The organism is Variovorax sp. 10L421, from assembly GCF_056395365.1.
Window position 1 is genome coordinate 1 of record NZ_JBFTJJ010000038.1, and the last position, 21794, is coordinate 21794.

At 63.2% G+C, this 21794-nt stretch carries 19 protein-coding genes and 5 pseudogenes; 5 read left to right on the plus strand and 19 right to left on the minus strand.

All coding sequences use genetic code 11. The features are described 5' to 3' along the window. The 5 genes and pseudogenes from AC1DFC_RS28240 to AC1DFC_RS28260 form a co-directional block, all read right to left on the minus strand. Positions 1 to 206: pseudogene (locus tag AC1DFC_RS28240) on the minus strand (tripartite tricarboxylate transporter TctB family protein); the annotation flags it as partial. 704 nt (positions 207 to 910) lie between these two features. Next, positions 911 to 1849, minus strand: a complete 939-nt coding sequence (locus tag AC1DFC_RS28245) for an ArdC family protein (RefSeq protein WP_478180448.1) — start codon at positions 1847 to 1849, stop codon at positions 911 to 913. A 982-nt stretch (positions 1850 to 2831) separates the two neighbouring features. Next, a complete protein-coding gene (locus AC1DFC_RS28250) occupies positions 2832 to 3143 on the minus strand; it encodes a type II toxin-antitoxin system RelE/ParE family toxin (RefSeq protein ID WP_478180449.1) in 312 nt (103 codons plus the stop codon). Then, positions 3140 to 3442 (minus strand): YlcI/YnfO family protein, encoded by a 303-nt coding sequence (locus AC1DFC_RS28255; RefSeq protein WP_478180450.1) that lies wholly within the window; start codon positions 3440 to 3442, stop codon positions 3140 to 3142. The genes AC1DFC_RS28250 and AC1DFC_RS28255 overlap by 4 nt, the downstream gene beginning before the upstream one ends. Positions 3443 to 4612: 1170 nt before the next feature. Next, entirely contained in the window at positions 4613 to 5185 is a 573-nt protein-coding gene (locus tag AC1DFC_RS28260) for a helix-turn-helix domain-containing protein (RefSeq protein ID WP_478180451.1), read from the minus strand. A 5-nt stretch (positions 5186 to 5190) separates the two neighbouring features. Here AC1DFC_RS28260 and AC1DFC_RS28265 point away from each other — a divergent pair, with 5 nt between their 5' ends. From AC1DFC_RS28265 to AC1DFC_RS28280, 4 genes and pseudogenes are all read left to right on the plus strand, one after another. Next, a complete protein-coding gene (locus AC1DFC_RS28265) occupies positions 5191 to 5655 on the plus strand; it encodes a helix-turn-helix domain-containing protein (RefSeq protein WP_478180452.1) in 465 nt (154 codons plus the stop codon). A 164-nt stretch (positions 5656 to 5819) separates the two neighbouring features. Continuing rightward, a pseudogene (locus tag AC1DFC_RS28270) lies at positions 5820 to 6026 on the plus strand (IS3 family transposase); the annotation flags it as partial. A 69-nt stretch (positions 6027 to 6095) separates the two neighbouring features. Continuing rightward, positions 6096 to 7231, plus strand: a protein-coding gene (locus tag AC1DFC_RS28275; RefSeq protein WP_478180453.1) for an IS3 family transposase whose coding sequence is annotated in 2 segments (ribosomal slippage) — positions 6096 to 6351 and positions 6351 to 7231 — 1137 coding nt in all. Because the reading frame shifts where the segments join, the coding sequence is not laid out codon by codon here. A gap of 52 nt (positions 7232 to 7283) precedes the next feature. Further along, positions 7284 to 8621 (plus strand): annotated as a pseudogene (locus tag AC1DFC_RS28280) (IS3 family transposase); the annotation flags it as partial. Positions 8622 to 9284: 663 nt separating this feature from the next. Here the strand turns inward: AC1DFC_RS28280 and AC1DFC_RS28285 are convergent. The 11 genes from AC1DFC_RS28285 to AC1DFC_RS28335 form a co-directional block, all read right to left on the minus strand. After that, a complete protein-coding gene (locus AC1DFC_RS28285; RefSeq protein WP_478180454.1) occupies positions 9285 to 9995 on the minus strand; it encodes an HAD family hydrolase in 711 nt (236 codons plus the stop codon). Between the two features lie 272 nt (positions 9996 to 10267). Further along, the gene (locus AC1DFC_RS28290; RefSeq protein ID WP_478180455.1) at positions 10268 to 11716 is read right to left on the minus strand and encodes an MDR family MFS transporter; all 1449 of its coding nucleotides are present in this window, start codon (positions 11714 to 11716) and stop codon (positions 10268 to 10270) included. Beyond that, entirely contained in the window at positions 11713 to 12294 is a 582-nt protein-coding gene (locus tag AC1DFC_RS28295; RefSeq protein ID WP_478180456.1) for a shikimate kinase, read from the minus strand. The genes AC1DFC_RS28290 and AC1DFC_RS28295 overlap by 4 nt, the downstream gene beginning before the upstream one ends. Then, positions 12291 to 13040 (minus strand): SDR family oxidoreductase, encoded by a 750-nt coding sequence (locus AC1DFC_RS28300; RefSeq protein ID WP_478180457.1) that lies wholly within the window; start codon positions 13038 to 13040, stop codon positions 12291 to 12293. Before AC1DFC_RS28300 ends, AC1DFC_RS28295 begins: the two co-directional genes overlap by 4 nt. A gap of 29 nt (positions 13041 to 13069) precedes the next feature. Continuing rightward, positions 13070 to 14056 carry a carbon starvation induced protein CsiD gene (locus tag AC1DFC_RS28305; RefSeq protein WP_478180458.1) on the minus strand — a complete coding sequence of 329 codons (987 nt, stop codon included), beginning with the start codon at positions 14054 to 14056 and terminating at the stop codon, positions 13070 to 13072. Further along, on the minus strand, positions 14053 to 15171 hold the full coding sequence (gene aroC, locus AC1DFC_RS28310; RefSeq protein ID WP_478180459.1) for a chorismate synthase: 1119 nt from the start codon (positions 15169 to 15171) through the stop codon (positions 14053 to 14055). Before aroC ends, AC1DFC_RS28305 begins: the two co-directional genes overlap by 4 nt. A gap of 17 nt (positions 15172 to 15188) precedes the next feature. Beyond that, positions 15189 to 15701 (minus strand): aromatic-ring-hydroxylating dioxygenase subunit beta, encoded by a 513-nt coding sequence (locus AC1DFC_RS28315; protein ID WP_478180460.1) that lies wholly within the window; start codon positions 15699 to 15701, stop codon positions 15189 to 15191. 13 nt (positions 15702 to 15714) lie between these two features. Then, positions 15715 to 16980 (minus strand): aromatic ring-hydroxylating oxygenase subunit alpha, encoded by a 1266-nt coding sequence (locus AC1DFC_RS28320; RefSeq protein WP_478180461.1) that lies wholly within the window; start codon positions 16978 to 16980, stop codon positions 15715 to 15717. Between the two features lie 13 nt (positions 16981 to 16993). Continuing rightward, positions 16994 to 17626, minus strand: coding sequence for a hypothetical protein (locus AC1DFC_RS28325; RefSeq protein ID WP_478180462.1), 633 nt, complete (start codon positions 17624 to 17626; stop codon positions 16994 to 16996). Further along, the gene (locus AC1DFC_RS28330) at positions 17619 to 18665 is read right to left on the minus strand and encodes a zinc-dependent alcohol dehydrogenase (protein WP_478180463.1); all 1047 of its coding nucleotides are present in this window, start codon (positions 18663 to 18665) and stop codon (positions 17619 to 17621) included. The genes AC1DFC_RS28325 and AC1DFC_RS28330 overlap by 8 nt, the downstream gene beginning before the upstream one ends. Then, positions 18662 to 19624 carry a Bug family tripartite tricarboxylate transporter substrate binding protein gene (locus AC1DFC_RS28335; RefSeq protein WP_478180464.1) on the minus strand — a complete coding sequence of 321 codons (963 nt, stop codon included), beginning with the start codon at positions 19622 to 19624 and terminating at the stop codon, positions 18662 to 18664. Before AC1DFC_RS28335 ends, AC1DFC_RS28330 begins: the two co-directional genes overlap by 4 nt. 98 nt (positions 19625 to 19722) lie before the next feature. On the opposite strand from AC1DFC_RS28335, the gene AC1DFC_RS28340 reads away from it, so the two are divergent. Then, complete coding sequence (locus AC1DFC_RS28340) at positions 19723 to 20649, plus strand: LysR family transcriptional regulator (RefSeq protein WP_478180465.1); 927 nt, start codon at positions 19723 to 19725, stop codon at positions 20647 to 20649. Between the two features lie 5 nt (positions 20650 to 20654). Here AC1DFC_RS28340 and AC1DFC_RS28345 read toward each other — a convergent pair. The 3 genes and pseudogenes from AC1DFC_RS28345 to AC1DFC_RS28355 all read right to left on the minus strand — a co-directional run. Next, positions 20655 to 20915: pseudogene (locus tag AC1DFC_RS28345) on the minus strand (transposase); the annotation flags it as partial. Further along, positions 20896 to 21084, minus strand: a pseudogene (locus tag AC1DFC_RS28350) (IS1096 element passenger TnpR family protein); the annotation flags it as partial. The pseudogenes AC1DFC_RS28350 and AC1DFC_RS28345, both read right to left, overlap by 20 nt. 106 nt (positions 21085 to 21190) lie before the next feature. Beyond that, entirely contained in the window at positions 21191 to 21322 is a 132-nt protein-coding gene (locus AC1DFC_RS28355; RefSeq protein ID WP_478180466.1) for a hypothetical protein, read from the minus strand. Between the last annotated feature and the right edge of the window lie 472 nt (positions 21323 to 21794).

Here is a 21794-nt window from a genome sequence, read left to right on the forward strand (position 1 = left end):
CAGAGGCTGGCCAGGATCAGCCCGATGTTCCTGAAGTTGAACTCCAGCGGCACGCCCTCCACGAGGAACGACCGGACCACGGTCGCCACGCCGATCACCAGCAGCATGCCGCTGATCATGGCGGGGAACAGGCCAGGCCCGGCGCGGCTGAAGTCTCCGATGGGGTAGCGAAGCGCGGTCAGGCCGAAGGCCAGCGCGATTGCCATGAGGAAGAGTCCCCTGACAAGGTTTCTATTTTTCATACGCTCACAAAGAGATGTGGTTCGAATGCGCCCGCCCCCCCTGAAACGGGGTGCTGGCATGTCTCCGTCCGAGGGCCTTCCTCGGACGCACAGATGCTCTTTTTGCAAGCTGATCGGAATCTGACGCCCCCGCGAGGGGAATTACGTACACGTACGGGGGCGAGGACGGACCCGCGCCGGTGCCAGCGGCCAGCACGGACATCGCTGGTGCCCGCGACGTGGCGGACGCACGAAGCCGGGTCGGTGAGGCCGTCCACTCCCCGCTGTCGGTCAGCGCATCAGCCCTGCAGGCCACGGCTGTCGCGGCGGCGGGCGCGGCAGCATCGACGGCGAAGGTCGGCGGCATTGCGCGTTCCCTGGCCACGCGGGCCAGGACGATCTTCATCGCGTCGAGCACCGCCGGCCCCGCGCCGCGATGCAGGCCTGTCCCCGCGCTTGCGACCATGGCGAGCCTCCGAGTCCAGAAGAAACATCGGGTCCATGGCGATTCAATGCAACGGCATCGCCGTGGGATGCGCTCGCGTGCCTCGCTGGGCGCCAACGCGCCGACCTGCGGGTCCTCGCTGAAAAAAGCGGAGCGCGGAATCGGCAAGGCCTGACGGCCGAAGCCGGCAGGCGGCGCAATCGCTGCGCGCCGGGCGCTTGCCAGGCCTTGAAGCCAACGGCCCTCAGTCCGCCGCGGACCCCGCAAGGGCTGGCATCTCCCGCGCCACGATGAACGCGAAGGCTTCCTCGGCAAGACGCGCCGCCGTGAAGATCGCCGTGCGGTCGCCGCGCAGCACCTGCAGCCAGGCCTCGATGTAGGCCGCATGCCCCTCGACCGTGGCATCGACCAGCCCGCAATGGCCCATCACGAACGCACTGCCGAGCTCGGCCACCAGTTCCTCGAAGGCATAGGCCGCGTCGCCGAAACGTTGTCCGAAGCGCCGGTTCAACCGGTCGGGATGCCCGGTCCAGTGCACCAACTCGTGCAGCGCCGTCGCGCACTGCGCCTCGGGACTGGTGAACTGCCGCGGCCACGGCAGCCGGATTTCGTCGAGCGCCGGCAGGTACGCCGCCCGGTCGAAGCCGTGACGGATCCTTGCATTGCAGCCGCCCAGCAACCGCATCGCCCGCTCCACCGGACCCTGCACGTTCGCCGCCGGCGCAGCAACACCGAGGTCCACCACCTCGAGCGGCAACCCGTCGATCTGCGCCGCGTTGAACAGCCAGAACGGCAGGCACAGCAGCACACCCGCGCGGGCACCGGCGTCCGCCGTCATGCCCCCCTCATCCGTCGCCCCTTCCGCGAGAACGTCATCGGCATCCGCGCGACGCTCGCGCGCCCTGCGCTCGAAGTGCGCGCACAGCACGCCGCGCTCGCCCTTGCGCACCTGGGCACCGAGACCTTGCGCCTGCCTGTAGGTCAGCCACACATTGGACGCATAGCCCTCCTCGATCGCCGCCTCCCACAGCAGCAGTACGTTCGCGCCGCGGTACGGTACCCCCGTCTTCCCGTTGCGAGGCACACCGCGCGACGCCGCCCGCGTCCAGCGTTCGCGAAACACGTTGCCGCCCTTCTCCAGCATCGCGACGATCCGGTCCGTCACGACCTGCCGCACGTCCATGCGGCCCGCACCCCGCGCAGCGTGGCCGCAGGATTCATCAGCACCCCCACCTGCTTGGGGTGAGCCCTCGGGGGGTACGGGGGGAACGCCCGTGGTTGTCGGGTTGCCCGGGCTGTGCGGGCTGCCCGCACCGCGCGGGCTGGAACTGGAAGTCGAATTGGCGTGCATGGCCGGGCCTTTCTGCGGCGTATGCCGCGGTGGTTGAACATCTGCTTTCGGAGCCGCCTCGACGCATGAAGAGCGCGCAAAAGGGCCGATGTCCAGGGACCGCCCACAAGCCGCAGCCGAGCACAGCGAGGACCGGGTGAGGACGGTGGCAAAGCCCGCAGCCCTGGACAGCGGCCCGTGCGCGCTATGCGTCGGTCAAGAGGCGGCTTCGAACGCAGAGGCAACGCGCACAGGCCACGAAGCCCTGCACACGCCGCCCGCGCCCCTCCGCGCCAAAGGCGGCACGCCATCGAAGCCCTGCGAAGCAAAGGCCCCACCCCAACGTCAGGAACCGCCGAACGCCGAGGCGGGCGGCCTGGCCAGTGACTGCCGTGCTTGCACGGCCAGTTGGCGCGCCGTGCGGGTCACGCAGACGCGAGACGCCCCACGCGGCGCAACGGTCACGCCCCACGAAGCTGCAGCGATTCGGCTGTCGAGCCCACTGTTCGAAATCAGAGTCGACAGCAGTTCGAATTTCGCGCCGCATGCGCGCGCGGCGGGACCGTCGCCGGCGCCGCAGCGCAGCAGTCAAGGTTCGAAGACGGCCGCAGGCCGCCAGCGCACCACATGGCGCGCGCAGGACCTTGACGGCGAGAACGGTGTGCCACGCTCCAGGTCGCAGCAAGCCCTACGCTCCGGTTTCACTTTTCTTGGGGCCGACGCGAAGCGAGACGGCACGCTTGAAACTCGCCGCCCTCTCGGGCGAGGCACTGGACGGTGACTGCGTACATGGGGAACTGATGCTCAATGCCTGATGGCGTGGACGACCTCACGGTCAGTGATAGTCGTCCTCTCGCTGATGTCGGATGGCAGACACCACGATCTCGCGTTCACTGACGATATGGAACAAGGCAACGTAGCCTGAGGCACCGAATGGAATGACGAGTTCTCGCTCCAATCGGTCGTCGAAGGCAATTCGACAGGTGAAGGGATTGGACTCCAAGATGCGGAACTCTCTCCGAATAGCCAGTAGTGCGCGATCCGGTAGTTCCCAGTCTCCGTGCTTGAGAGCCGCCTCGAGGAGAAAGGCTTCAAGACGCTGCAGATCTTCCAACGCCTCGCGCGTCAAGCGAACAACGTATGTCACGCGCGCCGTTTGGAGATGCCACCGCGCCCCTTTTCGACAGCCTTGCGCGCGATATCGATCCGAGACTTCATCGCATCGAGCACCTCGTCTGCCGCATAGGACTCGCCCGATTCGAGCGCACGGGCAAGCGAGGCGCGTCCACGCGCCACGAAATCTTGCTGTGCCTTGCGGCGACGAGCAGCATCAGTCGCCGCCTGCTCGACAAAATGCGACAGCGTTTCGCCTTCGAGCAGCACGCCCTCTATCTGTTCTCGAACGGCAGCCGTCACACGAACCGGGGGAAGTTGAGCGGTCTTCATCGTCAGATTGTATAGCAATTGCTATGCAACATCCAGCACGATCCGAGGGCCCGTATTGAGCCAGGAACTTTCGAAGAAAGCATCACGCGCTCCCTTGTATTGCTCGACGGACCGCCTCTGTCGTGGTGGCGCAGCCGTGAAGAACCTGGCCCATAGTGTCTCCTTCCATTGAGAGGGAAAAAAGGCCTCAGGCTTGGTGGATGCGCCCTACCATGGCGCCTCCTTCGCACAGGCGCTCAGGATGCAGGCCGCTCCTTCATGGCCTCCGGCGCCTTGGCCTTGCTCACGCGGCCGACGTCGTTCGCGGCGGTCGGCGCCACTGCTTGTCGGTGTGTCCGGACAGGCGATCTACCACTGGGAGCAAAGCGAGGGCCGTCCGCGGGCTGCGCAACTCGAAAACCTTGCGGCAGTGCCAGACCTCAGGGCGCACGAAATCGCGCAGCGCGTATCCACGCGATAGCGCGACGCGGCAACAAGAGCGAGGCGACAGGACTCGAATCGGCGTGACCCGACAGCGCCTCGGAAGATCCGCATTGGTTGACGCTGCTTACAAGCGCTTCGACGATCGGGCGTGCTCGTGCCGAACGGCGTGCAACCTTCGCGGCCACTTGGCATCTGGCTGGGCCGCGGCACGTCGGCCGACGTCGGTCACATGAGGCGAGTGAGCGTTGCATGAGCGCGACGGGACGCTGCTGGACGTCCGCTTGCGCCGACATGCCGATCCGTTGCCCTTCCAGGTCCAGCTGGGCGAGAGTCGCACGACACCGGACCACGGGTATCGTTTCACGGGACTCCTGCACGGACTTCACTGCGACTTCACCCGGGTCGCGCACACTGCCTCTCGACAGTGGTTCGGCGCTGGTAGAGGCCAGGGAGAAAAAACCGCTCAGGGGAACCGCCTCGATGCCGGCCGCTGTCACTCTTCATACGCAGTCCGTCGACCAATGCGTCCACAGCGGGCAAGGCCCAGGAGCCCATCGACGCCGAAGTGATTGTCCGAATGCACACCGCGCTGGAGCGACCAACCTGCGCTTCGGTGATCGGCCCAAATTCACCGGGCGCCGTGCGTCACGGTGCAGGCTCGAAAGGGAAAAAGGACGGGACGAAGAAAGAAAGGTATCAACGCACTCGATCAGCCGTTGCGCCCGAGCAGGCCCGTCCCCACGCGCCTCACTCGCGCAACGTGAACACCACCGAGAGGTAGGACACCGGTCCACCTTGAATAGCCTCGATGCCATGCAGCGCCGTGGCCTCGAACAGCAGTGAGTCCCCTGCCCTCACCGTGACCACCTTGGCACCGTAGCGGTAGCTGACCTCCCCGGACAAGAAGTACAGGAACTTGAGGCCCGGATGCTGGAAGGTCACGTAGGGATCGGCACCGGGCAGAAGCGTGACCAAATAGGGCTCGACGAACAGGTTGCCGGACAGCAGGTGCCCCAGCAGCTCGTAGCGGTAGTCTGAAACCGCACCGACGCGATCAACCACAACGCCCTGCCCTGCGCGCACATGGCAGAAGTCCGTGCGGCGCGCCTGATCGCCAAAGAAACGCGACGCCGGCACACCCAAACCATTCGCGAGACGCTCCAGGGTCTCCACCGAAGGCGAGACCAGACCGCGCTCGATGCGCGAGAGCATCGAGGCAGAAATCCCCGAGGTCTTGGCCAAAGCACCGCCAGAAACATCAGCCGCCATGCGCAGCGCCCTCACCTGCGCGCCGATGCGAGCCGCAGACAGACTGCGCACGACAGGTGCAGATTGCCTCCGGCGGACACGCGTCACCGAAACCGGCAACCGCAGAGGTCGTGCCGTTGGCAGTGGCGATGCGACGTGTCTGCGAGTCATACGGCCACGAAGCTGCGCTTGAGTTCGAGAACCCGTCTGGAGGCGACGCAGGACATATGGAGAGAAGGCAGTATGTGGAAGATCGTCCGTGGTGCGATCGTACACAAGGCGAGAGCATTTTGTCTATGCCAATTGCCTCGCCCAAACACGCGCTCGACCCAGCGCTGTTGGCGCTGGGTACTGCCATCAAGGCATTGCGAAAAGCGCATGGAATCTCGCAAGAAGAGCTCGCGCATCGCAGTCACATCGATCGCTCTTACATGAGCAGCATCGAAAGAGGGATGCAAAACCCTGGCGTGATGACCGTTGTTCAGATCGCCGCAGGCATTGGCGTTTCTGTGACCGAGTTAGCGGCCAAGGCGCGGCTCTAGTCTTACTCTGTCACAAGAGTAGCTTCGAGCTTGCCCTTCCGCAGCAGGGGCACTGGCCGAGACGAGCGATCAACTGATAGCTCAGTCGATGGCGCTGTCCGCGCCGAAGTAGAACTGAGCTGGGGGGGGTGCGGCGGAAAACTTGGACTACCTGGAGATAGTTCATGTATTCATACGAAGACCGCATCCGAGCGGTCACGCTCTACATCAAGCTGGGCAAGCGCACCGGGGCGACTATCCGTCAGTTGGGCTATCCGACGAAGAACTCTTTGAGGAGCTGGCATGGGGAGTACGAGCGGCGCCTAGACCTGTCGTCCGGCTACGTGCGCTCGAAGCCGAAGTATTCTCAAATTCAGAAGGAGCAGGCCGTCATGACCTGCCCCCTCCCGGCCGTACCAGCGTAATGGCAGCGAAGTCCGTCAACTTGGAGAATGACGGACATGAGAAAGAGCAGATACACCGAGGAGCAGATCATCGGTTTCATCAAGCAAGCCGAGTCCGGCTTGCCGATCAAAGATCTGTGCCGCAAGGGCGGCTTCAGCGATGCGACCTTCTACAAATGGCGCGCCAAATACGGCGGGATGGACGTGCCCGATGCCAGGCGCCTGCGTGAACTCGAGGCCGAGAACAACAAACTCAAGAAGCTGCTGGCCGAAGCGCACCTGGACATCCACGCGCTGAACACGGCCTTCGGGGTAAAGCGATAGCCCCGCAAGCCAAGCGCGCGGCCGTCGCCATCATGATCGGGGAATGCGATCTGAGCGAGCGACGTGCCTGCAGGCTTGTGGGGCTCTCCCGCGACAGCTATCGCAATCCACCCGAGGCCGATGCCATGACGCAAGAGCTCAGCAGCAAGATCGTCGAGATCGCGCATGCACGTCGGCGCTTCGGCTATCGGCGCATCCACGACATGCTGCGCCCGCACTTCCCGGGCGTGAACCACAAGCGCGTCTACCGCCTGTACAGCGCGGCCAACCTGGCGGTGCGCAAGCGCAAGAAGGTCAAACGCCCCGCGAACGAACGCGTGCCGCTGCAACTGGCCACGACGGTCAATGAGGTGTGGAGCATGGACTTCGTCAGCGACAGCCTGAGCACGGGACGGCGCATCAAGTGCTTGACCGTGGCCGATGACTTCAGCCACGAGTGCGTGAGCATCTCGGTGGACTGGGGCATCTCGGGGAAATACGTTACGCGACTGCTGGATCAAGCGGCCGTGTTCAGAGGCTACCCGCTGGCTGTGCGCACCGACAACGGCCCGGAGTTCACCAGTCGCGCCTTCATGGGCTGGGCGCAGGCCCACGGCATCCGTCACATCTTGATCGAGCCGGGACGGCCCATGCAGAACGGCTACATCGAGAGCTTCAACGGCAAGTTCAGGGACGAGTGCCTGAACGAACAGTGGTTCGAGACGCTGCAGCAAGCCCGATCGGCCATCACGCTCTGGCGCCAGGACTACAACGAGATCAGGCCGCACAGCAGTTGCCAGCGAATGCCTCCGTCGAAGTTCGCCGAGCTGCATCGCCAGCGCGCTGGCGATGCAGCTCGATCCAGCTCAACAACCACCGAGATCAATTAATCTTGCAACCCCGGACTTCCTCGTTATGAATGGCACGGCAGAAGGGGGCAGGTCAGTCAAACACTACGCCGAGCACGGGCACTGCATTGCCTCCGCGGTCAAGGCGTTGGGCTATCCGTGCCGCGATTTGCTGCGTGCCTGGATTCATGAACTGGACCCCGCCTCCCGCCAGCGCGTTGTCGGCAGGGCCGTCAGTACACCTCGGCCACCGCAACTGAAGAAGCTGGCGGTCCTCGAACTGTGTACTCGTGAGGGAAGTGCGCAGGTGGTTGCTCAGAAGCTTGGCGTGAGCAGGCCGACGTTGTACAACTGGAAGAACCAGCTCCTGGGACGTGAGACACCCGCATCAATGAAACACACCAATCAGTCCCCGCGGGCTCAAGAGCGCGACGAGCTCGAGCGCGAGGTTGAGACGTTGCGCCGCGAAGTCAGGCAGCTGCGCCTTGAGCAGGACCTCTTGAACAAGGCCAATGAACTGTTAAAAAAAGGCCTGGGCGTCGATCTGCAGCTCCTGTCCAACCGGGAGAAGACACTGCTGATTGACGCCCTCAAGGAGCATTACGGCTTGCCAGAACTCCTTGCACAGTTGGGCCTGGCACGTAGCTCGTACTTCTACCATCGGGCCCGCGCAATGGTGGGCGACAAGTACCTCCAAGTGCGGCAGTCCATCACCGAGATCTTTGAGTCGAACCACCGTTGCTACGGCTACCGCAGGCTGCAGGCCTCGCTGACCAGGCAAGACGTCACCATCTCCGAGAAGGTGGTGCAGCGCCTGATGAAGCAAGAGAGCCTGATCGTGGCCAAGCCCAAGCGGCGCCGGTATGCGTCCTACCTTGGCGAGATCAGCCCCGCGCCCGAGAACATCATCAACCGAGACTTCCAGGCAGGGGCACCGAACGAGAAGTGGCTTACGGACATCACGGAGTTCCAGATCCCGGCAGGCAAGGTGTACTTGTCGCCGATCATCGACTGCTTCGACGGGATGGTAGTGAGCTGGACCATTGGCACGAGCCCGGATGCTGAGTTGGTCAACACCATGCTGGATGCAGCCATCGAGACGGTGATGGATACCGCCGATCGTCCTGTGGTCCACTCCGACCGCGGCGGACACTACCGCTGGCCAGGCTGGCTATCGAGAATGAGCGATGCCAACCTCATCCGCTCGATGTCCCGCAAGGCCTGTTCTCCGGACAATGCGGCTTGCGAAGGCTTCTTCGGTCGCCTCAAGAACGAACTGTTCTATCCTCGGGACTGGATGGGCACGACCATCGAGCAGTTCATTGAAGTGGTCGGCTCGTACATCCGCTGGTACAACGAGAAGCGGATCAAGATCTCCCTGGGGGCCCTCAGCCCCATCGAATACAGGGTGAGCCTCGGACTTGCGGCATAAAACCAGTCCAAGTTTTTATCCGCACCCCCACTGGCTCAGTTTCCGGTCGGCGCCAACAACCTATTGGAGCTTCACAGCTAGCGGGGGCGGTACGTGCCGCATACCCGGACGTGAATGAACAACTGGTTGGTGTATCCGGACAGACGATCTACCACTGGGAGCAAGGCAAGATGCGCCCGCAGGCCGTGTAACTAGAAAGTCTTGCGGCAGTGCGAGAACTCGGTGCACGCGAGATTGCGGAACATCTGACCGCTCAATAGCACTGCGCTTCCGTTCGTAGTAGCGGCGGTACATTGCCGAGGGCGCCATTCACGGTGCTTCGCGCAGCGCTCTTTCCAGCGTTGCATGCGACGTTTCTCCCATCGAGATTCATGTTCGTAGTAGACAGGTGCTGGGACGGAGTAGAACTGCCGTGAGGCTGGTAGTAAGTTGGAGCGGGCCGCGAGTAAACCGGCGGGGGCACAGCATTGGCCGTGGCGTTCTTCTAAAAACTCGTGCTCCATCTCAACAGCTCAGCTGAACGACAGACGTGGCTCGAGGCACACGCTACCCCTCTTCGCGCTTCCCAATGCACACAAACCAATTGCGCACAGCCGAATGAAATTGGCGATCTCCCTCATTTTCCACACTGAGAGACTGGAAGGATCTAGGCCTCACCCCGACTCAGGTCGTGGTCGCCATAGGAAAAGCGACGGTACGCGGTACATCGACGAACTCCACCAACGCCGCGCGTACCGAGCGTTCGACAAGCTCCCTAGAGAGGAAGCTTTCAAGCTTCACAACCTCTAGGTCCTTGAAGTTGTCTCGTTCATTCGTAACAGCCACAAAGGGAATTTTTGCATCCCGCGCGGCAACCATGTCACCCAGTGAATCGCCAAAGAAAATGGTCTCCCTGTCGCGATGCCGGGCAGATATCTCTTTCAAGGCTTTGGCCTTTGGTGTACGACTCCCGTAGACGGAAACGAATCGATGAAGAAGTCCGCCTCGCGTGAGTTGTTCGTATATCTCCGTCTCGGGCGCGGTCGAACTGATATAGACAGGACAAGGACATTGCGACACGAACTCCTTCACGCCGTCGACGAAAGGGGCTTCGGCAAGCGACACCTCCACGCATCCTGCATAGCGTGAAAGGTATTGCGCGAGAAGCACCGGGGTGGCTTCCACACCGATGATGGTTTCGAGGATCCCAGCCAGCTTCTCGCGCCGTGCAACACCGCCATGACTCAGGATGTAGGCATCGATCTCGGCCGATTTCTCCTGATGGTCGGAGAACATGGCAAGCATGGCCCTGCGCTTTGCCACATGGGACTTGATGATGACGCCGTCGAAATCGAGGACGATCACCGATGCCCCACCCACGTTCGAATTCCGCATTCTCAACTCCCGATTGAAGATCTAATTGCTGAAGTTCTTCTGCCATTGGAGTGCCTGCCCTGTCGGAGTCTGCAACGCCCGCATTCGCGCTCTCTTGACGAACGACTGCGTTGTCTCCAAGGAAGCGCTCATGCGGAGACAGCCGGAGGGCGAATGCCCCGGATGCCTCCTGTTCTCAGGTGCGCACGGGTCGCACCAGCATCCTCAAGACCCGTCTGGTGCGAATCTCGAGTCCGGATGGATATGGATGTTCAACAATGCATAGGCGAGCGTCACTCCTTCTTCCCCGTAGATGCCGATGCATGGGGTCGGCGGTATCTCATGAAGAGCACGAATGGAATGACCCCGAGGTTCAGGATCAGCAATAACCGGAAATCGAATAGGTACGCGAGGAATGCGGCCTCGGTCGCCCCATGGTTCGCAAGGTTGAGGTCCGTGCGATAGGTCAGCAGTGACTGCATCAGCGAGACGCCAGCACTGCTGCCGAAGTTGCGCGACAGCGCGAAGAAGGCGGCACCGTCCGAGCGCATGCCGGCGGCGAGGGTCGAGAACGTCATGGCGTTCAGCGGGGCGAAGATCAGGCCCAGCCCGGCGCCCAGCACAAATCCGGAGACGATGATCGAACTCGCCTGCACCGGCATACCCAGGAACACCAGCTGTAGGATGGCGGTCCCCGTCACCACGAAGCCGCCGGCCATCATCAGGCGCGGGTCCACCCGAGCGATGATCTTTCCTGCAACCAGCATCGCCGCGAGCGTTCCGACGCCTGTCGGTGCCATCAGCACGCCCGCGTCTGCGACGTTGTAGCCCGCCACATTGACCAGCATCTGCGGCAGCAGCGCGCGCGTAGAAAAAAGCAGCCCGCCGACTACGGCCGTGAAGAACAGCCCGGTCACGTAGTTACGGTCCATCAGGAGCGCCCGGTTGAAGAAGCCGCCCGACTCGCTGCGCAACGTATGCCGGATGAAGACAACGAATGCCAAGGCCATCACGGCGAGTGCGCAGACGAGCAATGTCGAGTCGAGCCAGCCTACATGCTGGCCGGTGTCCAGGATGAGTTGGAGCAGGCCGATGGCGAGCGACATGCTCATAAATCCCGTGAGGTCGAACGACCTCACGGGTTCAGGTGCCGTCTTGATGTCGCGCGTTGCGATGCCCGCAAAGGCGATGAGGCCAACGGGAATGTTGATGTAGAAGACCCAGGGCCAGCCGTGGTACTCGGTCAGAACGCCGCCGATCACCGGGCCGAGGATGGGCCCCAGCATCACCCCGGCGCCCCATTGCGCCAGTGCCTGCGCCTGCCTGTCGGGCGGGTTGATGTCGAGGATCAGCGCCTGTGAGATCGGAACCAGGACCGCACCGAAACAGCCCTGCACCACGCGTGCGAAGACAAGCTCAGCCAAGCCGGCGGACAAGCCGCACCATACCGAGCTGATGGTGAATCCCACGATGGCAACTAGGTACAAGCGCTTGCGGCCGATGCGCGCGGAAATCCAGCCGATCATCGGCGTCGCAATCGCAGCAGCCACGATGTAGGACGTGACCACGAGCATGGCTGCATCCTGGCTCACCCCGAACCCACGCTGCATCTGGGGCAAGGCAACGTTCACGATGGTGCTGTCCAGGCCCGTCAGGATGGTGGCGAGCATGATCGAAGCCGTTGCGACGAACTTGTTCGCGCCGGTCATCGGCGCCAACCGGAGCGTCTCGGCCTGGTTCATTCAGGCGCTTTCGCCTTCGCGCAAGCACGACGAGCAATGGCCTGGATGTCAGCAATCACCTCTTCGTCCCTTCGGTTCGCCGTGAGGACGACCTCGTCCGCCGCCGCGCTGTACAGCGGCGCTCGCTCCTCGTAGAGCCGGTCGAACGAGCCTTCCGGGTCGAGCGGATCGACGAATGCGGGCAGCCGTCCCGCAAACCACCGTTGCCTGATCACATCCCGCGGGGTATCGATCAGGATCAAGGGCCCCAGGCGCCGCAGCAGCGCCAGGTTGATTGACCTGAACGGGGTTGCCCCGGTCGTCGCCAGAACAGCGAAGCCCTTGCCTCCCGGCGTCCGGTCGACAGTCGCTGCTACGAATCTGCTCAACGCTCGCTCCTCGAGCTCCGCGAAATAGGTGCTACCGAGATCACGGAATATCTGGTGCGCTGCCAGCAACTTGCCGCTGGCGTCCGCGTGCTCCTGTTCCAGCAGACGATCCAGGTCCGCGAAACGTCCCTCCGCCGACCTGGCAAGCATCGCGCCATAGGTGCTCTTGCCACTCGACTTGAATCCGATCAGGACCACAGCTTCGGTCATACGTACTGCTCTCCATGCGCGACCACGTGGCAGCAGTCGACGATGAGTTCCTTCACCGAGGACGCAGGCGACAGCGCGAGCAAGAACCTCACGCAAGCATGAAGATCGGACGGCGGGATCTTCGCCTCGTCCGGCAACCAGGCCTGGCGCGCGCTCTGGTCCGTGTGTACATAGCTGGGGCAAAGTGTCGACACCTTCACGCCCTCCTTGGCGAGTTCAAGACAAAGGGCCTCGCTGTAGGCGCGAAGCGCCGCTTTGCTCGCGGCATACCCGCCATTGCCAGCCTTCGGATAGACCGCCGAGCGCGATGCGACATTGATCACATGCCCGCGGCGCGCGGCCTTCATCACCGGCGACACGGCGCGCACGAGATTGATCGCACCGAGCAGGTTGATGTCGAGCACTTGCCGCAGATCCGCATCCGCAATCGCCGAAGTTCCACGATGGACGATGCCTGCCCCGTTGAACAAGACATCCACGCGCCCTGTCTCCTCCACGATCCTCCGCATCGCCTGAGTGACTGCCTGCTCGTCTGCGACATCCAGCGGGCAACGGATCGCGGCGGCGCCTTCTGCCTCCAGTTCGGCCGCGAGCGCCTCGACGCCCTCCGTTCTGCGCGCGACCAGCACGACCGCATAGCCATCGCTGGCAAGACCACGGGCCACGGCGCGGCCGATGCCTCGGCTCGCTCCAGTCACGATCGCCACCGGCCTGTCCTTGGTCCGGTGCATGTCCGTGTAGACCATTCTGGGTATTCCCTTGAGGACGGCGACGGTCAACGCGCGTGGAGCATGCCCCGCATGCGCACGATCTCGCGATAAAGATCGGGGTGCGGCTCGAACACCTCGCGCCCGTGCAACCAGTAGTTGTTGTTCAGGAACATCATGGCGCCCACGGGAATCGTGACGCACTCGACCTTCGGGTCCGACTCGATCGATTCGACAAAGCTGCGCAGGTACGCCGCATCCTCGATCGACTTCGGAAAGATGAACTGGTCGGCGAACCGTGCGCACAGATGGCCGTGCCAGTCGAAGAAGATCGGCCTGTTCAGAGGCTCGCTTCGAACGTTGTTGCCCCATTGCTGCTGCCGTGGATCGTTGGCGGACGGCAATTCGATCAGGAAGGGCTTGCGTCCCTGCGGTGCTTCGGAGAACTGCCGCACATCGCGCCAGTCGTCGAGGTGCAGCAGGCGGTTGCGTCCTCCCTTGACGTGCCGCTCGTGGGTCTTGCCGAAGACCAGCCAGTCGGTGGTGGGGTTCCTCGATGCAGCGCCGTCGGTATGCATGCCGAAGGTGCGGTAGGGCTGGAAGAGGTTGCTGCTTTGCGGCGTCACATCCTGGCTCTTCACCGGCAGGCGCGCATAGAACTTCCCGGAGAGCACGTCGTTGTCGGGCGTTCCGATCGCATGCGCGAGCGCGGTGATGAAACGGATCAGTTCCTCGTCGTTCGTGGTCGCCGCCGAGATGTCGAGGAGGAAGCCGCCGCTGCGGCGGTCCTCGATCAGCCGGTCCAGCGTCTGGATGAACTCGTCGCCCCAGACGCGCTGGGCGACCTCCGTCACATTGAATCGGCTGTACGGCACGTACTCGAGCGAGCGCGTCGTGAAGTGAGCAGTCTCGTCCAGGAAGTGCCTGACGTCCTCCCGCTGCAGGACGATGCGCGGAAGTCGCTTGGACTCTGGATGTTCTTCCACCCGATACCCGGCAACGGCGGCCGTGTCGAATGTGGATGCGTATGCGGCGTTGCTGCTATGCTGGCTCATGTGCGATTCTCCAAGGGGAATTGAAGGGCAGACGAAGCGGGATCGCGATCGAAGCGATCGAAGTTCTGGGCGCGATGGCGCAGCAAGTGGTCCATGAGAACGATCGCTACCATGGCTTCCGCGATCGGCGTCGCACGGATGCCGACGCAAGGGTCGTGGCGCCCGTGCGTGGAGATGACCGCAGCACGCCCCTGCGTATCGATCGTCCTGGCGTCCAGATGCAGGCTGGCCGTGGGCTTCAAGGCGATGCTGACGCACACGTCTTGCCCTGACGATATGCCCCCCAGGATGCCGCCGGCGTGATTGCTCAGGAAGCCCTCCGGCGTGATCTCGTCCCGGTTCGTCGTGCCGCGCTGTTCGACCACGTCAAAGCCAGCGCCGACCTCCACACCCTTCACCGCGCTGATGCTCATCAGCGCATGAGCCAGATCGGCATCGAGTCGGTCGAAGATGGGCTCGCCCAGCCCTGCAGGCACGTTGCTGGCGACCACGTTCACGCGCGCGCCGATCGAATCTCCCGCCTTTGACAAGCTTGCCATGAAGCTCTCGATCTCGCCGATCTTGTCCGGATCCGGGCAGAAGTAGGGATTCGTGTTAACGAAGTCGAGGTCCACCGTGGTAGCCTTGATAGGCCCCAGCTGGGCCAGATAGCCGCGCACCTGGATGCCGTGCCGGTCGAAGAGGTATTTCTTCGCCACGCCGCCAGCGGCCACCCGGATGACGGTCTCGCGCGCCGACGAACGGCCTCCCCCGCGGTGCTCGCGCATTCCGTACTTGTGGAAGTAGGTGTAGTCCGCATGCCCGGGACGAAACAGGTCCTTGATCGCCTCGTAGTCCTTCGAGCGCTGGTTGGTGTTCTCGATGCGCAGGCCGATCGGGGTGCCGGTGGTCACGCCGTCGAGCACGCCCGACATGATCTTCACCGCATCCGACTCCTGCCGCTGGCTGACGAAGCGCGAACGCCCCGTCCTGCGACGCTCGATATCGGGCATCAGATCTTCTTCGCTGATGCGCAGACCCGGCGGACAGCCGTCGATGATGCAGCCGATGCTGTCGCCGTGGCTCTCCCCGTAGGTTGTGATCGCGAAGTTCTTGCCGATGGTGTTTCCTGACACGCTGTGCTCCTGAACGATTAAAGAATGATGCTGACCATGCCGTGTGGCGTAAGGGTTTCGTGATCGAGGATCGCCGTGCGTCGGCGGATCCGCAGTTGACCTCCAAGCGTGACGAGCTCGTGCTCGTAGTGCCCGATGAAGGTCTGGAGATCGCCATGCCTGAAACGATGGACCGAGAAATTCGACTCCACCCGGCACACGCCCTCGTGCTCGCCGGCAACCCGGATGTTGCTGAGCATCCGCCGCGTGCGCGAAACGGGGTTCTCCGCCCAGGCGCGCTCGCCAAGCAGCAGGCCGACGCGATAGGCCAGGCGCTTGCGGTCGTCATGGATCAGCGTGAGGTCGCGGGCGGGCACCGGCTTCGGGTGGTCGGTCGTCGGCACCACGTAGACCGCGTCGTCCGTGAAAAGGTCGAGCCACTCCTTGAGCCGCCATTCGTCGAGCAGGCGGGCTTCGTCGTAGAGAAAGCGGGCCAGCCGGTGTTCGAAGAGAAAAGACGAGAGTTCGGCATCGGTTTCCATCTGCAGCATGTCGTTCTCGCTCTCAATCGTTGACTTGCGCCGTCGCGAGTTCCGTGCGCCGCGCCCACTCGCGCCAGAAGATCCGGTTCTGGAATTCGTCGGTGTGCAGGGGGTGCTCCCGCTTCATCCCCCGCGACAGATCGTTCCACTGCACGTCTGGCGCCGCGTAGGCGCGCTGGCAAGACTCCAGGATCTCCACGTCGTCGGGTGTACCGAAGCCGCCTGGCCCGACGAAGGTCAGGAGCGAATCAAGCCGCAGCTTGCGCGCTGCGTCGTCCTCACCCCTCGGTGCCAGCGCCCACAGGTGGATGGCGACACGGTCGACGGCGACCGGCTCGAAGGTGCGCAGCGTCACCGCCATGTTGTCGTTGACGATCAGGTTCGGGAAGATGAAGAGACCACGATTGGTCTCGCACATGTCCTTGGCCTTCTGCTCTCCAAACTTCCGGTACAGCGACGCCCTCAAGGCGTCCAGACGCTCGCGGTGGCTCTCGGGGAATGCGGGCGCCCACCAGGCGATGGGCCGACCGCCTGAAGGCGGCGTGCTCTTGGCGACCGCATGGCCTCCCCCCAGGTGCAGTACCGCGCCGGTGCGCTTGAATGCAGCTTCCTCGGTGCCCTCTCCGCTCAGGAAGTCCAGGTAGCGGCGATGCGCGAACGGCAAGTGGTACAGATCGGTGCTGTTGTCCGCGAGGACCTTCCAGTTGATCTGCATGCTGTGGATGTAGGAGCCGTGGACCACCTCCCACCCAGTGTCCAGTTGATCGCAGATCAGGTCCAGGTAGTAGCGCACGTCGCCGAGGTAGTCGTCGAGGGACTCGCCTTCGCTCGCGAAGTTGAGAAAGTAGAAGCCTCGGTAGTCCTCGACGCGACCAACCGGCACCAGGCCCAGTTCGGCCTGCGAGAAGCCGGCACCGTACGCCTCGATGCCGGGCACGCCGATCAGGGCCCCGGTGTTCGCGTAGGTCCAGCCGTGGTACGGGCATTGAAAGCGCACTTGATTGCCACTCGCCGCGGCGCAGACCTGTGTCCCGCGATGGCGACAGGCGTTCAGGTGCGCGCGGATCTGTCCATCGCCGTCGCGCACGAAAAGCACCGAGCGGCCGGCCACGTTGCGCTTGATGAAATCGTTCGGACGCGGCAGCTCGGATTCGTGCCCGAGGTATTGCCAGCACGTGGAGAAGATGGCCTCCTTCTCGAGCTCGAACAGCCGACGGTCGGTAAAGACTTCCGTGTTGACCCTGAAAGTCGCGGCGTCGGTGTCGTCGACAACATAGCGATTTGGCATCCCTTGTCCTCTACTAGATGAGCCGATGAAGAAATGGTTCAGACCTCAGCAGAGGCCGGCGATCGAGCGTCCCCTCGACCTGCCGAGATCCGCACAGCGAGAGCCGTTGATACAGGACGGCGCCATCCGCAGTCGGGCCGACTTCTGTCACCCCGTCGACGGCGCCGCACACCAGCCAGCGCCCGTCCCTCGCGTGGCCCTGCTGCTGGTTCATCCACGGCAGCGGACTGGCGTCGGACACACGCTCGGCCAGGACCAGCGCGCGAACCGTCGGTGGTGTTTCGGTCAGGGTCGTCGCGATGAGTGCACTTGTCGCGTCGGTCAGGCGGCACTCGTGCAGGCGACAGACCCACCGGGAGAGATTGAAGAGCAGGGGGCGCATCGCGCGGCTCGCAGGCGTGGGCTCGCGCAGCAGCCGCTGGTAGCCTTCTTCCTCCAGGACCTGAACGTCCCGCAGGCCATAGAGCGTCAGATACCGCTGCCCGATCTCGGAATGGTTCTGGCCATAGCGCTGCGCCCACAGCACGCCCGGGACTGCGCATCGCTGGGGCACATGCTCGCCGCCATGCCATGCGTTGTAGGCGTCGTCATGCGACGGATCGACGTCGTTCCAGAATGCGAGCAGCGCGGTCGCGCGATCAATCATGCAACCCCCAGGGCTTGAGCAGGACCTTGCTTGCAGCCTTCCTGTGCGCGAGCGCGAAGCCCTGGTGCGCTTCGTTCAGCGGCAGCACGTGGCTGATCATGGGCGCGATGCCCTCCTTCAGTTCATCGATCAGCGCAAGCGCCTCGGGCCACGCGGACTCGGGCGGACGAAACGAACCGCGAAGCTGCAGCTGCCTGCGCACGAGGTCGGTGAGGTCGAGCTGCAGCGGCCGGGCATGGATGCCGGTGACGATCACTATGCCGTCGTGGCGCAGAAGCTCCAGGGCCTGCGCGACGGTCTCCGGGACACCGGTGGCCTCGAAGACAAGGTCGAACATCTCCCCGTCGCGATGAGGTGCCGTGGCATCCGCCAGCGACTGCATCGCGACATCCGCCAATGCCTGGAAGCCCATTCGGCGCAGCACTTCGAAGCGCGTGGCATCCTCACGCCCGGTCACGACGATTTGCGATGCCCCCGCCCGACGGGCCAGCAATGCAATCCCCTGGCCAATCGTGCCTGGCCCCATCACCAGGATCCGCCGTCCCATGACCTCGCCGGCCACACGCAATGCCTGCATGGCGATCGACAGTGGCTCGGCGAGGGATGCCAGCTCATCGCTCACGTCGTCGGGAACAGCAACGCAGTTGCGCAGCGGCACCCGGACCCATTGTGCGAAAGCACCGTCGCGCGTCATGCCGATGCCACTGCGTCGCGTGCAGGCGTCGAAGTCCCCTGTGCAGCAGGCCGCGCATGCCCCACAGGTCACCGATGGCCGCACAACCACGCGTCTTCCCGCGAATGGCCCGTCTTGCGGCACTCCGACGAATTCATGGCCAATGGTGATCGGGAGGCCCGGCGCCATGAACTCGTAGCTGGAATGCCAGTCGTCCACATGAAGGTCGCTGCCGCAGATTCCCACGGCACTCACGCGAACCAGCGTCTCGTCGTCCGACGCCGTCGCGGGTATCGGGACATCGACCAGTTCGAGACCAGCTGCGGCCCGGGTCTTGCGCAAGGCTTGCATCGTGTCAGAGTTCATTGTTCGAACTTGATGCCAGCCTCTGTGATGATCGCGCCCCATTTCACGCGCTCATTCGCGATGAAGCTCTTGAACTCGGTGGAAGATCCCCCACCCATCTCCAATCCCTGCTGCGCGAGTTGCTCCCGCACCGAAACATCCTTAAGCACGGCGTTGACATCCGTATTGATCCGGTCCACCAGTTCGGCCGGTGTGCCCGCCGCGGTGAAGAGACCGTTCCACGCCAGGGATTCGAAGCCGGGATAGCCCGACTCCGCCACTGTCGGGAGGTCTTTCAACCGCGGCGATCGATGGGCACTGGTGACAGCAATCAGTTTGATGCGCTTGCCCTGGATCAGGGACAGCAATGCGGGCTCGACCGTGAATAAGGCTTGCGTCTCTCCCGCTGCAAGGGACATACCCGCGGGCGGCGATCCGGGATACGGCACATGCACGCCAAGCAGGTTCGCCTTCTTGCGCAGCAGCTCCATCGTGAGATGAGAGGAACTGCCCAGCCCCACGGAGGCGTACGTGAACTTGTCGCCCTGCTGCTTTGCCCAGTCCACGAACTCCGGCAAGGTGTTGGCCGGATTCTCGACCGGCACGGCGAGCACGTTCGGCTGTGACGTGGTGAGCACCACGGGGATCAGATCCCTGGACGGCTCGTACGGCATCCGTTTGTAGAGGAAAGTACCAAAGGCGATGGGGCCGTTGAATCCGACGCCCAGCGTCAGCCCATCCGGCGGCGCCTTTGCCACCATGTCCATCGCGATCAGACCGCCTGCACCTGCCTTGTTCTCAACGATGATCGGTTGCTTCCAGCGCAAGCGCAGCTTGTCACTCAGCACCCTGGCGATCACATCCAGCGAGCTGCCGGCTGGAGCCGGCACGATCAGCCGGACAGGCTTCGCCGGCCAGGTCCCTGCCGATGCCGTTGCACAGATCACGAGTGCAAGCAGCAGTGCTACGAACTTCTTCATCGTGTGCTCCCCTTTGCGGTGCTGGACAAATTCTTGCGGAACCGATGAAATACTTCAAAGATTGATTTGGTATGTTCTCCATACCAGCGAGGTATGCCATGGAGCTGCGCCACCTTCGTTACTTCGCGGCTGTTGCCGAGGCGGGCAACTTGAGCCGTGCGGCCGTCAAGCTGAACATCGCCCAGCCACCACTGTCGACGCAGATCCGACTCTTCGAAGAGGAATTGGGTGTGGCGTTGTTCATCCGACACCCGAAAGGCGTGCGCCTGACTACCGCGGGTCAGGCCCTGCTGCCCGAGGCGCGCTATCTCCTCGAGCGAGCGGCCCGTCTCGCCGACGTCGCGCGCGAGGCAAGCCACAGCGACAAGGCATCCAGCATCGGCGTTGGCTTCGTTCCCTCAGCCAGCAGCATCGTGCTGCCGTCCCTGGTGCGACAGCTCAAAAAGAAGCACCCACGCCTCAACATCGAGCTGCACGAGTTGATTAGCTCCGACCAGACCGATGCGCTGATTGCCGGGCGCATCGATGCGGGCATCGTGCGCCTCACGGCGCACCACCCTCGACTTTGCCAAGCCAAGTCGATCAAGGATCCCTTGTGCCTCGCGTTTCCCGCCAGTTCCGAGCCCCGCGCCGCCGGACTGGTGGATCTGAAGCGATTCTCCGAGCACGACTTCGTGGCCTTTGCCCAGCACAAGGGCGTCGCCTATTCCGATCACGCGAACCACATGTGCATCCAGGCGGGCTTCAATCCTCGGGTGCGCTATGAAGCCAGCACTGTCCACGGTGTGCTGGATCTGGTGAGTGCGAGGCTTGGCATCGCGCTCGTCCCGGCCTCGAGTTCCTTGCTCGGCGTCAAGGGCATCGCTTTTAGAGCCTTGAAACAGAAGATGGCGGACGAGTTCCTGACCCTGCTGCGACGAAAGGCCGATCCCAATCCGGTGCTCGCACTGGTTGAAGACTCCGTAAACGCCACTTTTGCATCCATCAGCCAGCGAATCTCGCACCTAGTGCCCTGTCCTGCATAGAGCGGCTAACAAAACGGTGTGAGATGGCGAATGCAGATGACGCAGCAAACCAGAGAAAGCAGCGCGACATGAATGTCGATGCGGCGCTCGAAGCGAGTACGCAGCTTGCCGAAGGCAGCCAACCAGGCGTGCGTGCGCTCGACCACCCAGCGATGACGCCCGAGCCGGTCATTGCGCTCGATACCACGCCGGGCAATACGCGCCGTGATGCCCAGCTTGCGCAAGTGGGCGCGGCAACGCGCAAAGTCATAGCCCTTGTCGGCATGCCTTGACCTCGTCGATGTCGAAGGCGCGAGGATCGAAGGGACGACCGATCCATTCCTTCATCTCGATGTGCTCGGGATGCTGAGGATCGACCAGCGCTTCGAGGAACTCCTCGTCGCCAAGTGATCCGCCCACATCTTCTGGCGGGCATGCGTTCTCGCCGCCGACGCACCGTGCACGTCGCGCTCGAACGAATGCATTGAGTCAAGTGGCTGTTCCCATTCGGCCAAAGCCGCCTCGCACCGTGCGATGCGTGCGTGGGGCCTGCATGTGCCGCTCAAGCGCACCAGTAGAACGCCACACCGATGCTCACGGTGATGTGGATCGTCGGCCGCTGCTCGATGTCGAATGGCGCTCGCATCGCCACGACGAGCTTCGCGGCGGCCGGCCACCCATTTCTTTTGCGCATTGCGCTTGTTCTCAGCGTAGCCGGGGTCGGCGCGCAACTTGTGGCGCTGCCATCGCAGCTTGCGTTCTTGCTGGCAGGCTGCGTCAGAACAGAAGGCAGAAGGTCTGATCGGGGGGTGGTCTCTAGCCTGAACTGTTTGCCGCAGCAAGCGCACTTACGTTTCATGACGGCCCTCCATGTCAGACATGGTGGGCGATTGCGTTTCAGTTGGGGAGGGGCATTGATCGAAGACGGGCCTGTCTGGACTGATATCCCGCCGCGACAACATCGGCTTGATGTTTGTCGAGACGCAGAGCGCGGTTTTCGTCGCCGTAGAGTTCCCCGCCTCGAGCACGGCGCAGGGCAATGGTCGATTGACCTCAATGCCTAAGTATTAATCGCGAGAATTGTTGAGATTTGCGAGCGCTTCATTCGTGATGTTGTGCGCACGGCTGACACATGGCTGCCCTTCGCATAGGCCTTTAGTGCCCTG